The 15,252-nt window shown below is 43.9% G+C and carries 8 protein-coding genes and 2 pseudogenes; 8 read left to right on the top strand and 2 right to left on the bottom strand.

All coding sequences use genetic code 11. The features are described 5' to 3' along the window. Window positions 1–16: 16 nt before the first annotated feature. On the top strand, window positions 17–1,288 hold the full coding sequence (locus AC0YNX_RS08645) for an alpha-L-rhamnosidase-related protein (RefSeq protein ID WP_475815284.1): 1,272 nt from the start codon (window positions 17–19) through the stop codon (window positions 1,286–1,288). A 102-nt stretch (window positions 1,289–1,390) separates the two neighbouring features. Next, on the top strand, window positions 1,391–3,430 hold the full coding sequence (locus AC0YNX_RS08640; RefSeq protein ID WP_475815283.1) for a glucosidase family protein: 2,040 nt from the start codon (window positions 1,391–1,393) through the stop codon (window positions 3,428–3,430). A gap of 53 nt (window positions 3,431–3,483) precedes the next feature. On the opposite strand, the pseudogene AC0YNX_RS08635 reads toward AC0YNX_RS08640, so the two are convergent. Then, window positions 3,484–3,624, bottom strand: a pseudogene (locus AC0YNX_RS08635) (sporulation protein YhbH); the annotation flags it as partial. An 85-nt stretch (window positions 3,625–3,709) separates the two neighbouring features. On the opposite strand from AC0YNX_RS08635, the gene AC0YNX_RS08630 reads away from it, so the two are divergent. From AC0YNX_RS08630 to AC0YNX_RS08610, 5 genes are all read left to right on the top strand, one after another. Continuing rightward, window positions 3,710–4,522 carry a class I SAM-dependent methyltransferase gene (locus AC0YNX_RS08630; protein WP_475815282.1) on the top strand — a complete coding sequence of 271 codons (813 nt, stop codon included), beginning with the start codon at window positions 3,710–3,712 and terminating at the stop codon, window positions 4,520–4,522. Between the two features lie 298 nt (window positions 4,523–4,820). After that, window positions 4,821–5,078 (top strand): WapI family immunity protein, encoded by a 258-nt coding sequence (locus AC0YNX_RS08625; RefSeq protein WP_475815281.1) that lies wholly within the window; start codon window positions 4,821–4,823, stop codon window positions 5,076–5,078. 687 nt (window positions 5,079–5,765) lie between these two features. Beyond that, a complete protein-coding gene (locus AC0YNX_RS08620; protein ID WP_475815280.1) occupies window positions 5,766–7,718 on the top strand; it encodes a peptidoglycan-binding domain-containing protein in 1,953 nt (650 codons plus the stop codon). 1,281 nt (window positions 7,719–8,999) lie between these two features. Beyond that, window positions 9,000–9,722 (top strand): hypothetical protein, encoded by a 723-nt coding sequence (locus tag AC0YNX_RS08615; protein WP_475815279.1) that lies wholly within the window; start codon window positions 9,000–9,002, stop codon window positions 9,720–9,722. Between the two features lie 306 nt (window positions 9,723–10,028). Then, window positions 10,029–11,381 carry a hypothetical protein gene (locus AC0YNX_RS08610; protein ID WP_475815278.1) on the top strand — a complete coding sequence of 451 codons (1,353 nt, stop codon included), beginning with the start codon at window positions 10,029–10,031 and terminating at the stop codon, window positions 11,379–11,381. 918 nt (window positions 11,382–12,299) lie between these two features. Here AC0YNX_RS08610 and AC0YNX_RS08605 read toward each other — a convergent pair. Then, window positions 12,300–12,653, bottom strand: a pseudogene (locus AC0YNX_RS08605) (IS110 family transposase); the annotation flags it as partial. 724 nt (window positions 12,654–13,377) lie between these two features. On the opposite strand from AC0YNX_RS08605, the gene AC0YNX_RS08600 reads away from it, so the two are divergent. Then, window positions 13,378–15,072: a M3 family oligoendopeptidase gene (locus AC0YNX_RS08600; RefSeq protein WP_475815277.1), complete on the top strand. Its 1,695-nt coding sequence runs from the start codon at window positions 13,378–13,380 to the stop codon at window positions 15,070–15,072. Window positions 15,073–15,252: the final 180 nt, after the last annotated feature.

Here is a 15,252-nt window from a genome sequence, read left to right as displayed (position 1 = left end):
GGAGGCATATCTTCACATGTCAATTTCAAGTCTATTTACGTTGAAATCCTCATCCATGCAGCTTGAAGAGGCAGCTCATTGGGCGAAACAACAAGCGCTCGCTTATGCATTTAGCAGCGATCCAGTCGGACCGTGGTATGAGGCTTCGCTGCCAGGACGCGCTGCATTCTGCATGCGTGATGTGGCGCATCAGAGCACCGGAGCTGCTGTGCTCGGATTAGGCGCTTATACGAAGAACATGCTGCTTAAGTTTGCGGAGCATATCAGTGAATCCAAAGATTGGTGCACGTTCTGGGAAATTACGAAAGACGGGCTTCCTTGCCCGGATGATTATACAAATGACGATGACTTCTGGTACAACCTTCCCGCCAATTTTGACATCGTTAATTGCTGCTACAGACAATATTTGTGGAGCGGAGATACAGACTACTTGCATGATGAAAGGTTCCTTCACTTCTATGAGAAGAGTCTGAATGAGTATGTGCAGCGCTGGGACCGTGACGGTGATGGCATTCCTGACCACGTAAAAGGCGAAGGGAGAAGGGGAATCGCGTCCTATGTGGAAGACGCGCTTACTCCGAAGGTGGGAGGCGATTTGATCGCTGCTCAATACGGAGCCTATGCTGCGTATAGCGCCATCGCAAGGCTTCGCGGTGAGAACGACAAGGCGGAGCACTTCAACACCTTGGCTAAAGGACTCCAGCAGCTGTTTGATACGCAGTGGTGGAGTGAGAAGGATGAGCGCTTTAGCTCGGCTATACTGCAAGATGGAAGCTTCTATACGGAGTACTACATGTCCGCGCACTATATGCCGATTTATTTCGGGCTGATTACCTCAGAGGTGAAGCGGCAGCTTGTTGTAGAGGACATTATTCGCTGCGGCGTTACGAATGTGGAGGAAATGTCGCATTTGCCGAATATCTATTATGCAATGGGTAAGAAGGAAGAGGCTTATAAAGCGCTATTAAAGCTTAGCGACGAACGGACACCGCGCCGGGAATATCCGGAAGTCTCTTACTCGGTCATCGGCAATATTGTCACTGGTTTATTGGGCTTAAGGCCACTAGCTGATCAGAAGCAGATTGTGATTGCTCCCCAGCTGCCTGAAGATGTCGAGTGGGTGAAGGCGGAAGGCATTGCACTGCTGGACAATACGATCTGCATCGAAGTGAATCGCGGCCAAATCACCGTTACCAATCAGAAGGGTCCTGCTCTTCAGGTACTTATCGGAAATCAGCTGATTTCCATTCGTGAGGGAGAGACTGGAGGAAATCACCTTAGTCAGTGAAGGCTCAACAATTAATGGGCCTCGGGCTGTCGAGAAAGTCTCGACAGCTCTCTTTATGCATAAGTAATTTAATACGATACCGCGTTAGTGGAGGAATTTCATATGACTAAGAAGAGACCAGCCGTATTTCCGTCCTGGTGTCAAACGAGCGACAAGGCTCCTGAAGGCGAGCGTATGAGGCATGTGCTAGAGGCAGACGGCAGCATCGTATGGCATGTTGTAAATGATACTCGAATTCCTCATTACGATCATATCGAGATGAGCGGGTTTCATACTTCAGCGATCATTAGTTACGGCGTCGATGAACAAGGGGCTCTGAAACTGCATCGTCATGCGGTATTTCCGGGGCTGCGCATAATTCCTAACGATACGAGAGGAAGCTTATCGCACAATTTCACCCAGACGGAATCGATTGTCCTAAAGGTCGGCGGCAAACAAATAGAAGCGGAATTTCCCCGTCTCATCCGAATTAAAGGATTGCTGGAAATTGATAGCACGACTGTCGAGGGGTTGGACATAAATAGAACAATTGTGCCTGCCGTCCTTCAGAGGGCCATCATCGAGAAGGTGACGATCCGGAACAGTACCCCAAACAACATGCAAATCGAGGTACAATCGCCTGCGTATATGCACGTGACTGATTCACAGCTAGGTGTTTCCGGCGCTGTTTATGAACTAAGAGTTGCATTAGCGGATCAGGCAGGCAATTATAGTGCTGGAGCCGATTACTCCGAGCAGTTCACCTTAGCACCTGATGAGGCCCGCACCTTTATCTGTCTCTTTACCGCCTCTGTACAAAACGAGAAAGTGTCGTTTAACGCGTTAGAGGAAGAGGAGAAGCGGAGCGAGTTTATCGATGGCGTGTTCCGTTCCTTAAGGCTGGAAACGCCGAATCGGATATTAAATACGGCGTTCGATTACGCTAAACTTCGTGGAAGCGAGAGCATCTTCGAAACGATAAATGGACTTATGCACGGACCGGGAGGCGGCGATTATTATGCAGCCTTATGGACGAATGATCAGTGCGAGTATATAAACCCTTTCTTTCCGTTCCTAGGCTATGCGGCAGGGATTGAACAAAGTATCAACGGATACGAGCTGTATATGAAACATATGGATCCGGAATACGGCAAGGCGCTTGTTTCGAGCATCGTTGCCGAAGGAACGGATATATGGAACGGAGCAGGTGACCGCGGGGATGGTGCCATGTTCGCTTATGGGGCTGCAAGGTTCAGTCTGGCATACGGAGATCGCCATGTTGCTGAGAAACTTTGGCCTGGAATTAAGTGGGCATTGGAATATTCAAGACGGCAGAAGAATGAGCACGGGGTTATCCAAAGTGATTCTGACGAGCTAGAAAACCGGTTTCCCGCCGGAGAGGCTAATTTATTCACGTCCTCACTCGTATATGATGCTTTACTTAGCGCCTCGATGCTTGCCAAGGAACTCGAACCGCTCGAACAGGAAGGCTATGTTCGTGAGGCAGAGGAGCTGAAGGAAGCGATCGAATCTTATTTCGGCGGTGAAGTTGAAGGGTATTCTACGTACCACTATTATAAAGGCAACGATATTTTGCGTTCATGGATATGCGCTCCGTTAGTCATGGGAATCGACACTAGGAAAGAAGGTACGCTTGAGGCGCTGTTCTCTCCTAGGCTATGGACAACGAATGGTCTGAGCACGCAGGCCGGAGATCAAACCTTCTGGGATCGGTCGACACTATATGCACTTAGAGGCGTATTTGCGGTAGGAGAGCCAGATCTTGCTCTAAAACATTTAGAGCATCTGAGTACAGCAAGGCTGCTTGGCGAGCATGTTCCGTATTGTGTGGAAGCTTTCCCGGAGGGGAACCAGCGTCACTTGTCTGCCGAAAGCGGTCTATACGCTAGAATTTTTATAGAAGGATTGTTTGGAATACGACCGAACGGCTTCAAATCATTTACCTGCAATCCGCAGCTGCCAGTGGGTTGGGAAACAGCGGCGCTGCGTGATATTCAGGCATTTCAAACGGTATTCGATGTGGAAGTGACTAGAAACGGTGAATGGAAGCAATTAATGGTTTATGAGAAAGGGACGTTGGTATTTGACCAGTCGGCAAGAATGGATGAATCCTTCTTGGTCATGTTAACTTCCGCAGAGTAGAACAAGAAACCTCCAGCCACTTTTTCAAGTGTGCTGGAGGTTCTATTTGACGCTTATACGACCAATTCCCGCTTGCGGAAGAGCGACTTCAGTGCGTTGTACACTTCGCCTTTCTCACGGATAACGTAGTACATGAATTTCGGCAAATTGATGTGCTTATAGGCTGACATCAGCGTGCCAAAACGCGTCAATTGAGCAGTGCCGTTTGAAGACGGGTTAACAGTACTTCACCTGATAATCCGCGATAGATTAACATAAATTTCACTAGGAGGATAAAAGATGAAAGATGAAGTGTATTTATTTAATCAAGCAAGATGGGAATCGTTGGCAAAATCAGATGCTCTATTCTCACGTCCTTATCTTGATCTTAATAAAGAGTCTGCTCGTGATTATTTAGGTCTTGATCGAATGGGTATCTTGGATGACCTGACAGGAAAGAACGTTTTATGTTTGGCAAGCGGAGGTGGACAGCAGTCTGCGGCTTTCGCTTTGCTGGGAGCTAATGTCTCAGTTCTGGACATTTCACATACTCAATTAGAACGAGATAAAGCGGCTGCTGAGCATTATGGAGTAGATGTTAATGTATTTCAAGGTGATATGCGCGATTTATCTTGCTTTGCAGATCATTCATTTGATGGAGTATGGCATCCATACTCACTTACATTTGTTCCAGATTCACGAGTTGTTTTTCATGAGGTATCTCGAGTAACAAAAATCGGCGGATTCTATTATCTAATGTGTGCTAACCCGTTCTTCTCTGGACTCTCACATGAGGACTGGAATGGTAGTGGTTATATAGTAAGAAATCCGTATAAGGATGAAACGCTCACATCATATCCAGATCAAGATTGGGTGTATGATCGTTCTAAGTCTCCAGATAAAATTCAAGAGCCAAGAGAATACACGCAAACGTTGAGTAGGATTATGAACGGCTTAATAAAGGAACAATTTGTACTTGCATATTTTTCTGAGATAAAAAGTAATTATCCTGGGGACTTGCCTGGGAGTTGGGGACATTTTACTGATGTAGCGCCACCTTGGATTGAATTTATTTGGTACCATCATCCTAATTTTTTGAGTGGTGGTAAGTGAGTGATCTCATTCAACTAACGGGCACTATAGTTCAATCAATAAAGCAGCAGCAGATCAGAGGATCAGCTGCTGCTTTTGTTGAAGTAAAGGGCAGATTAGTTGAACAAAACAAATACTCCACCGAAGTGAGATGATTATCTGTGTATGAATTTGTTGCGCGAGGCAAACAGAACAGTTTTGTACAAATCACCATTGAAGAGGTTTTCGATTTCCCGAACATGACAAGTCATTTTGGTGGTTATGATGCTAGAGGTACCGTGGAAATCAAAAGTGGGAACTATTACGTTAAAGGGGAGTTGTGGTTCTCAACGGTGAAGTATTCCAGTTCTACAATCAGTTGGTACGGTGTTACGCTGATTTTGACGGAGTTGCAACATTTACGAATCACGAAGCGAACTTAAAGTTTGACGTAATATTTAATAATCGAGGGCAGTGCGTCATTGAAGGTTACTATATGGAGTTTGCACACGAGGTCAATGAACTGAAATTTGAAATCGAAAACAATCAAAGTTTTTTTGTGGAGACTCTGGATGGATTAAAACAAATTGTTGGGTAGCCGTTGAACTAACGGGTACATTTGATCAACGGCGACATGCCACAAACCACCTACATAATCTGATAGTGCCCAACTTTGCTTTTAAGCAAGGTTGAGCACTTTTTATTTGTTTTGAACCGCACGATGATCTGTGATTTTGCTACCTTCTGAGTTTCCTGAAGCCCTACCCGGAGGAGAGGATGTTTAAATATCCAGTTTCTAAGGATATTGGCAATGTGAAAAATAACGGAGCAGATTTATTGGAGGACATCTCAATCTCTACACCTTAACACCATTACCAATGGAACATTGTAATAAAGATTCAGATGTCGTATAAAAGGCAATTTTCAGTTACAAGCACTATAAAAATGCTTAAACAACCCGCTTCCCATTATTGGAAGCGGGTTGTTTAAGCTTAAGGGTTATTTGAAATTACACATTATATCGAACTTTAGGCTTCCTGACAATACCCTTTTTTTAACTGGATTTTTACCATCTAAATAGTGGTGTTTAACTCCGACCTTCCTGCCCCTATGATAAAAGCACAGCAAAGCGAACTACACGAAGTCAAAGTTAAGTTTACCAACGGAAGGGGCGATGCCATAAGACTTAACTCAGGTATACACGCGTAAGGGCTAGAGGATGACGCAGATGACGCTGAGTGCCAATAATAATTCAGAGATAATTATTAGCGAAGGAGAATCAGACATGTTGAAACGATTTGCTCCCAAAGCTGTGTTGGTTTCACTAGTAATCTGTATTATTCTCACTTGTGCTCCTACACTTACATTTGCGCAAGTAGGCGGAACAAACTTACGTCTTAGTGATGATGTTTGCCCGTACGGGGGACTGTTCGAATGGGACAAATGTTACTCGATAGAAAACCAGTCTACTTTCTCCAAAATCGTTATATTTGGAGGAACGGCAGTGTTCCCTATTCTTGCGATCGTAGACAGCATGATTCAGCATGAGTATGGAAATGTGATAAAGGATGTTGCCCTAAATAAATTAGGGAGTGTAGTCAAAGGAATGAATGCATTGAAGCCGGAACTGTTTATCTCCAAACGGATCTCGTCCTTGATTACTTCCGGACCTGATTTGGCAGACTTTCAGCGGAATATCAAAGAGATCGATCTGGCCTTAAAAATTGTCAATAACACGACTCTTGCCGAAAAAATACTTCGTACTGCGAACAATGTTGATAATGCGATGGATTTCGTAGACAACCTCGGGGCAATTGATTCCGTTAAAGAAAGCGATATGATTCTTCACATGTTGAATCATGCGTTTACAAACAGTGTCTATACCCCTGAATCAAAGATAGGAAGCCTTACAATCAGTCATGGTTTACTTGCGATTCCTAAAGCAAAGAACAAATCAGTTTTTGTTCCTACGGGCCAAAATCCGGATTACAGTTTAATTGAGAATGTAATCAATGATTTTCATGCTTACCTCTCTGGCACTTCGAAGAGCACATTGTACCATGCTGACGCATTCCTCATGGTGGTCTACGGCAATATATCCTACAGCGATTACGTTGCTCTCCAAGACTATCTCAAGCAGTGCGAAAAGTTAATACAACTGAAGGTTGCAGAAGGGAAAATCCTTCTAAAGAACGCTGAACAGCTCGCCAAATCGCCGACAACCAAGGATAAAGCCATAGAAATATATCAGGCCATCATAATCGATGGAGCTGTCTATGGGTCTTCTACGGTGAATACTGCCCGCGTGAAACTGGCTCAATTACAAGCATCCAACCAAAGACCAGCTACGTTAAGCTTGGGATCATCCGGAAGTTACGTTTCAGATCTTCAATCGCTCCTCACAGCCAAAGGCTATTACTTCTCCGCTATAGATGGCATATACGGGTCGATCACCTCCAATTCCGTGAGTTCGTTCCAGGAAGAAAATGGTCTTCCGAGAACCGGCATCGTAGACAATGCAACATGGAATGCCCTTGAAAAGAAGAAGGCAGATTCCTATCGCCGAGTTCGCGTTCAAATTAACGGCAACGAATTTGGACCGGGCATCGTGATCAATGGGGATTCATATCTTCCTAAACGGGCAGTTGATTATCTAGGGGCCACCGGTACCGTCAGTCAATATTACAACGGTATTCAATTTTTCAGGTGGGACTTATCCATTCCGCTCGTGCCTAACCCAATAGCAGGCGGATTCAATTTTACAAATAAATATGCCTCGCTCAGAATTCAATTGAACGGGGTTGATGTAGGGAAAGGGTTATCAATAAGTGCACAAGCATATGTAACTAGAGTATTCCTCGACAATGTTTTCATGCCGACCGAGTTTGTAACGGGTAGCCTCCAGTTTGGAGGGGTCACGTACTACCCTTGGGGAAATATCCCACTGCCTCTGACGCCAATTGGGATCGATAAAGGTTATAACTTTAAAACAGATTATCCCGTTAAGAAAGCTGTTGTGAACGGTAAGGCGTTCAGCAGCGTGATTATGGTGAAAGATGCCGGTACTACCTCATCAAGTGCACACCTTGAAGCATCGGCATTGGCCAAACTTGGTATCCTGTACACGGGATCAGAGAAGATCACAACAAAAGGTAAGACGTACGTCAAGTGGAACGCAAAGGGGATGTCGTTTATTGCTAAAGGGCTCCCAGATGGTGGTTTTAGCTTTACGAGATGATTTTAAAATAATGATGCGGTAATGCCTTCTGCATGGTCCCCGTATCTTGTTCAGAGCGAGACGGCATTAGCCTACTCCGATCCTTTGGATTGTTTCTGGAATGGAATAGGCTTCCGTTAGCTCAAGGCGGTTTATATGGCTCTTGATGAATTGGTTTATATAAATGTAGCTAAGGAGTTACTTGGTTGCTTTAGATCTCGATATAAAGAGGTGAACCAGTTGAACTTTATATGTTTGGATTTAGAGTTTGAATCCACTCGTCACTTCGTTTATGAACTTGGTTTCGTGTCCTATAGAAATAAGAGGCTTAAGAAACGTTACAGTACGTATGTCTACGACCAACTAATTAAATCGTGGACCGCAGATAAAATTGGAAAAGCTTTTGTCTCACGAATTACAGCTACCGGAGTACCCATAAGCCTGGCGGTCTCTGCTCTAATAAACGAGTGCAGATGCTTATCGCTAAATACGGTGTATACATGGGGCTCGCAAGATAAGAAGGAATTGGAGATTGCCCTCGGGGAGTCATCCATGCTTGAAAAAATACATTTCCAAGATTTCCGAGAAGAGTTTAATTCTTTTTCTGGTCATGCAAGAAGTAAGGGGCCAACCCTGAAAGATGCATTTCATATCTGCAATCCTAATTATCCGTATCAATTTTCAAGACATCGTGCCTCGTGCGATGCGTACTTACTGTCCCAGATCGTCCTTCACGTAAAGTCGACGAAATCAGCCCAGCCTTGATGTCTTAATTATTGTATAGGAGAGATCAATTCTAGTAGCTGAACTGAATCAACATCTTGCATAAAATACTCGAGGCAACCTCTCGTGATGTTGACGCATTTGATTAGCCGTACCGTTTCTTTTCGAGTGTTGCTTCGTCTCCAAATTATTATTATGACTATATGAAGGCGGAGGTGGGGTTGATGTGGCATAAGCGGCGAGAACATAAGTCGATTCTACAGCGGATTTTGGAAAAAAAGCTTAAGCACGCTATAGTCTTACGCCAATACGAAAATGATCTGTTGCAATTGATTCATCAATTGAGACCAGGTGAATTAAAAGATAGTTTACGAATTCTTCGATTGAAGAACCTGGAAAACTATGATCATGAAATTGAGAGAGTTAGGACAAACTTGAGAAGAATTACTTCTGGGAAAAAGTACGAAAGGAAGAGATCTGACTAAAAATGATACTCCGCTCTTGTGGAACGGCCTTCGAAGAATTCAGCTGAAACATATGCAAACTGGTTTTGCCTGATAATTAAAGGAGGAATCAAGTATGCGGATTAACGTGTTCATGCAAGGCGCTTATGGCCTCATTGGATTAATACTTTATACGAAGTTTTTTGTAGTCCACGATCTTGTCATTCCCGGCAGCCATCAAAACTTGATCGTTTTTATCGGATCAGCTATTATCTCTAAACTCTTCAAGTTTAACATTAAAGGAATTATCGCATTTTTGGTTGCACTTCTTGCCACATCAATTGTATACGGTTTAAATAGGGCATTTGAAGTAACCGGTTATGTGATGATTCTGTCAATGGTTCTCTTCCAACACATTGATGCATTTTTAAGCTTTCTGGAGTCCACTGACGAGGTTGACGATGAATCCCATGTAGAAAAATCAGCAACTCGAACACAGAGATTTTACGACAGTAGTTACTCAGTCTCTGACGATGTAACTAACTCAGTAAGCGCGGTTGAGATACATGAGGATGATGATGAATCATCACGATATGACAATAGACCTGCGGAATATTACGATGCGGATCTCTACCTACAAGGGTTATATGACAGCGGAACCATTTCTGCTGCAGATTTGATATACCGGCATGAAGAAAATGAGCGCCAGGATCGTGATAGAGAACAGCGAGATGAAGATGATCGTCAAAAAGAAGAAGAATACTGGGACGAGAAGTACGCAGAAGAGGAAGATTATTACGAACAAAAGCAAGAGGAGTATTACAACTCACGATATGGCGATAATGATGACGATGATTAGCTTATCCTTAAAACACTGGATACGCTAACTGGGTAGTAGAAATGATTGCCTAAGATCGAACTAGAAATTGAATGTGAGGCGGCAGTCTTTTTGAGATAGATCTGTTGTTTAGAGGGTATAATGGAGAGAGTATGCGGGCGGTCTTTGCAGAGTAAGCATCTAAAAATTTAGCAACAGCCTCGGAATACACGATACCCATTAGGTCCTAAAGTAAATGGCGCTTAGAATTAAGCACTCGGCATGTACTGCTCATGTACTATAATGGTAATATGTAGGTAAATATTAACATTTGTGGTGGTGTTCCAAATGGATCGGCTGGACAATACTATCAGAGAAATTCTTCCTCTTAAGCATTCTGACAAGATTGACAATCTGAGGAAATGGCTTGATTTTCAGCCGCAGAATACTCATGAGTTATACGATAAGGAAGGTATGCTTAGGAATTATTCCAACTTTCTTCACACGTACATGAACAATGATGAAGATATAGAACTCATGAGAACACTTACAGAGCGAATTGTAGATTGTAGGTATCGAGAAAGTATACTCAATGATATATTAGGCGTGGATATTTTTAGCTGTTATATGAATTTTCGTGAATTTCCAGATATTAAAGTCGAAGAAATAATATTGAGAATTTTTTATTCAATTCCGTTTTATGCTACTACTGAACATAGTTATCAAGCGTATAAACTTATGAAAAATGTATTGTTAGAGTTGAAGCAAAACCTGATTGAGAATTCGTATACAGGTAAACTTTACGATGATCGGTTTAGTTCTTACCTTGAAATCATAGTCAATGAAGGGAATAATGTGACCATTGATAACAATAAAAAAATACGAGTTAATAGAAGACAAATTCTCATTAAAAGCTTAGATGAACTTGAAAAAGTCTATGACAATGTAAAGAACTATTCAGAAGAGCCACCATTCACGCCAGCAGTCGATCTATTAATTACTAATCTTAATATACTACTTAATTATCAACCGCAAACTTATTATGGCTGCAAGGAACTTATGAATAACATTAATAACGCTATTTTTAAACCTTCTAAATTATACTGGAGCATAGAGCAAAATGCTGTTCTTAGGCAGCGTGCGGTTAAAAAAATATCTGAACTTGAGATAAGAATAAAAAAAATAGAACTTGCAATACCTGCTGGACCTAGTAGGAAGTCTCAAAGAACTCGAGAATTCACACTAAGTGCTCGAGAGTTCCGTTACGTAAAAAATGAGAACATGGTCATATGTCTAATTCAGAAGGAAGAACATTACGATTCATCAGGACACAATAAAATTAGATCTAAATTAATAAAGGATTGTGGCATATCTGAAAGTTATGCTGAAAGTCTAATCAATAAATTATCGAGGGATGCCGGTGTGGCAGGCGTGAACTCGGTAGACAACGTACGAAAACTAGCAAATCTCATTTGTACTGTACCTTTAGTCGATATTGATTATGAAATAGAGCAGTTTAAGCAGCACTGTTACAATGAAAAAATAACAAAGGACCAACAGCAACAATCTAACGATGACGAAGTTGAGACGCTTTTATCAGTACTTAAAGATTTGCGTGATGGCCTTTCTCCTGAATTAATAATGAAAAATCGATGTTTGACTCGTGATGGGTATAATAGATTAATAAATAGATTGAAATAAGAATAGATAAATTAATTAATAAGATCCTTTGTTCATGGTTTCGCATAGTAACGATTTGTCTAGTCAATGATAAGGTGGTCTCAATTGTGAGACCCCACCTTATTTAGGTATTCTGAAGCAAATTGGAAGGACCCAGACGAAAGATGCACAAGGATTCGTCGAATACTTGGGGCACTCCGAATCTACGTAGGTTCGTGTAAGAGATGTCAGACGAAACGAAAGGATAAAATCGCTGAAACCAGTGCCAAAGAAATGCTGAATGCTGTCGATCCTGCTTTGTGTCACGTGATGGATGGTTTGAAGGCCTGTATAAATTCTGAAAAAGAAGTAAATCACAGTTTTCGGGTGACAATAACATAATAACATTGTAAGCCGCATTAATGGCCGCGAAAATCGCGGCTTTTTTGTATTTATGGGATCAAGTTCTTGTCAAAACCAAATGACAAGAACTTGATCTCATTACCACGAAAAGCTTGAAGATCGCATTAATGAAGTACCAATTCAGAAATACCGATCGTTGAACTCCCTCGGTACGATTTAGTTTTCTCACGAATGCTCGCTTATTCGCAGGATTTCACCCTTGCCAGAAATACAGAAAGATAGTAAGTGAACCATTGTTGTAGACCAGAACAACATGAAGGAGTGAGGAAATAGAGGGGGAGGTCGCTACCCCATATCCTTCCATATACTGCACGCATTCTCCACGCCGCCCCTGGAGGTTTTCACTCCCATGTCTCAACGGGTCATAGCCCTCTCATTCCTTCGTTACGCCTGTCCAAGGGGTGGAGGCCGGTCATGATAACGGTACGGGTCGGTGCCCTTTGGTTCAACTGCATCCGGTACTCCGTGCTTTCTATGAAATCCCACGAATAAGTCAAAATTCGTACGACGAAACAGTTGGATGTGCTTAAGCAGCTAGCTGTAGTGGCATCGTTTTATGAGGATTGTAGGCTTCACGGCTGGGAGCCATGCGCTTTTGGATGGTGTATTATCTCGGTTTTCTTTGTTTTTCTTTACAAGATGAGGATTAACGAGAACGACTTCAAACTGTTGCTCAGAGATCTATTTGGAGAGGTTGAGCCAGTAGTGCCCGGTAGGTTCCATGCCAACAATGGCTGCCGTTAAACCATGCGTTACTTGCAGCGAATGGATCCACCGAAGCAGGGTGTGAAATCCTTCTTCGTCGTTTGAGAAGGAGAGAGGGTTGCCAACAACAATTCCCCGAAAGTTAACCTGACCAGACATATTAGATATATCTACTATGTCTGGTCCTTTTAGTGTCAACAGTTTCGTTTGCTAACCTAAATATAACACTGGTTATATCCATATATGCGCGATGCTGATAATGACGGTATGGTAGGTGAGTAAGATTACTAACGGATGCGATAATTAAACAAATATGACAGGAGAGGCACTCATAAAATAGGTGGCTTTCTTTGCGGGAGGGATGGTCCAAAAATCCCGGAGATCTATAGAGTAACAAGAAATAGGCTGCCGAATCGAATCGGCAACCTATTCCGCTAACAGGTAGGATGATGACGAGTATTTGTAGAATGAATGAGATGAATTAAGCATGGTGAGGTAAATGAAGTGGAAATTGGCGATGACTGAATAAAAGACGTTACGAACTTAAGCACTCAGTTGCTCAAAGTAAAGTGAAAGCGGATGTATACCCTATAACGACTTCGATATACATATGCTTTTCATCAGTTGGATATTAGCGCGCCATTGGAATTTATTCAAGGAATACTGCCATGTTGGTGGAATAAAGAAAGCGGATTGTACCAGTAGCTGACATCGGGTTGAAACCATAACATCAGGAGGTTTAAGCCTCCGGTAACAGAATCCGAACCAGCAGAGCAGCCCTCCGAATAATGGGGGGGCTTCTTTGATTTTATACGTCTTCTCTTCTTCACGAAAATGGCATGGATAGGCTATAATTGGATAGTCGCCCGTCAATTTATTTCATTATTTAGCGAAAGGTAGGTATGTCGTCATGAAATTTAGCGAGTACCGGTACGTGCGCCCGGATGTGGCAGCATTTGAGGCGAAGTTTAAGGAAGAGTTGGCGAAGTTTCAGTCAGCCGTGAGCTATGAAGAGCAGGATCTGGCTATGGCTGCAATTAACAAGCTGCGCAGCGAGTTCGACACTCAGCAGCAGATCGCGAGCATACGCCATTCCATCGACACGAATGATGAGTTCTATAAAGCGGAGCAGGATTTCTTCGATGAGAAGGGTCCGATCGTCCAGGAATACATAACTGATTACTACCGTGCGCTGGTCGAATCGAAGTTTCGTGCACAGCTGGAACAGAAGTGGGGCAAGCAGTTGTTCCTCCTCGCCGAGCTTGCGCTCAAGACGTTCAGCCCAGACATTATTGAAGATCTCCAACTAGAGAACAAGCTGTCTACCGAATACTCGAAGCTGATCGCATCGGCGAAGATCATGTTCGAAGGCGAAGAACGTACATTGTCGCAGCTCGGACCTTTCCAACAGTCAACGGATCGGGATATGCGCAAGAGAGCGCTTGAGGCATCATCCGGCTTCATGGCGGAGAACGAAGCGAACTTCGACCGCATCTATGATGATCTCGTGAAGGTGCGCACGAAGATAGCGAAGAAGCTTGGCTTCACGAACTTTGTTGAGCTTGGCTACGCGCGAATGAGCCGTACCGACTATAATGCGGAGATGGTCGTGAACTTCCGCAAACAGGTGCAAGAATATATCGTGCCGGCGGCAACGAAGCTTCGTCAGCGTCAGCAGAACCGGATCGGCGTCGATGAGCTGCGTTATTACGATGAGAATTTTAATTTCAAGAGCGGCAATGCGAAGCCGAAGGGCAATCCGGATTGGATCGTAGCAGGCGGCGCGAAGATGTACGCCGAGCTGTCGCCGGAGACGGATACATTCTTCCGTCTCATGCAGGATAACGGCCTAATGGATCTGGTGAGCAAGAAGGGCAAGCAGAGTGGGGGCTATTGCACGTACATTAGCGACTATGGCGTACCGTTTATTTTCTCCAACTTCAACGGTACTTCCGGCGATATTGACGTATTGACGCATGAAGCGGGTCATGCCTTCCAAGTCTACGAGAGCCGTAACTTCGCAGTGCCTGAGTACAACTTTCCGACGTACGAGGCTTGCGAGATCCATTCGATGAGCATGGAATTCTTCACTTGGCCGTGGATGAACCTCTTCTTCGAAGAGGATGCGGACAAATACCGGTTCGAGCATCTCGGCAGCGGCTTGCTGTTTATCCCTTACGGCGTAACCGTCGACGAATTCCAGCATTTCGTCTACGAGAACCCGGATGCGTCGCCGGCAGAGCGGAAGCAGGCATGGCGCGATATCGAGCGCAAATATTTGCCGCATCGTGATTATGCAGACAATGAGTACTTGGAGCGCGGCGGCTTCTGGCATAAGCAAGGCCATATCTTTGGTTCGCCGTTCTACTACATCGACTACACGCTCGCGCAGATTTGTGCGTTCCAGTTCTGGAAGCAGATGAACGAAGATCGCACAGCGGCATGGGATGCTTATGTAAACCTGTGCCGTCAAGGCGGCAGCCTCTCCTTCACGGAGCTTGTGAAGGTGGCTGGTCTGATCTCGCCGTTCGAAGACGGCTGTGTCTCGTCGGTTATCGGCAGCATCGAGAGTTGGCTGAACAGCGTGGACGATACGGCTCTGTAAGTCGAGTAGGATATTTCCACAATAACAAGCAAACACCAAACAAGCAGATTCTCTTCTCCGCATAGGAGGAGAGAGGCTGCTTGTTTTTTTGCAGATGAACTTCTCTGCGAAGGAGGAGGCTGCATGTTTTTTGTGGATTCTCTTATCCGCATAGGAGTGGTGGTATTGCTTGTTGGTGAA

Source organism: Paenibacillus sp. J31R98, from assembly GCF_056269245.1.
The sequence above is the reverse complement of the archived record's forward strand: the minus strand, read 5'-3'. Positions and strand labels throughout refer to the sequence as shown.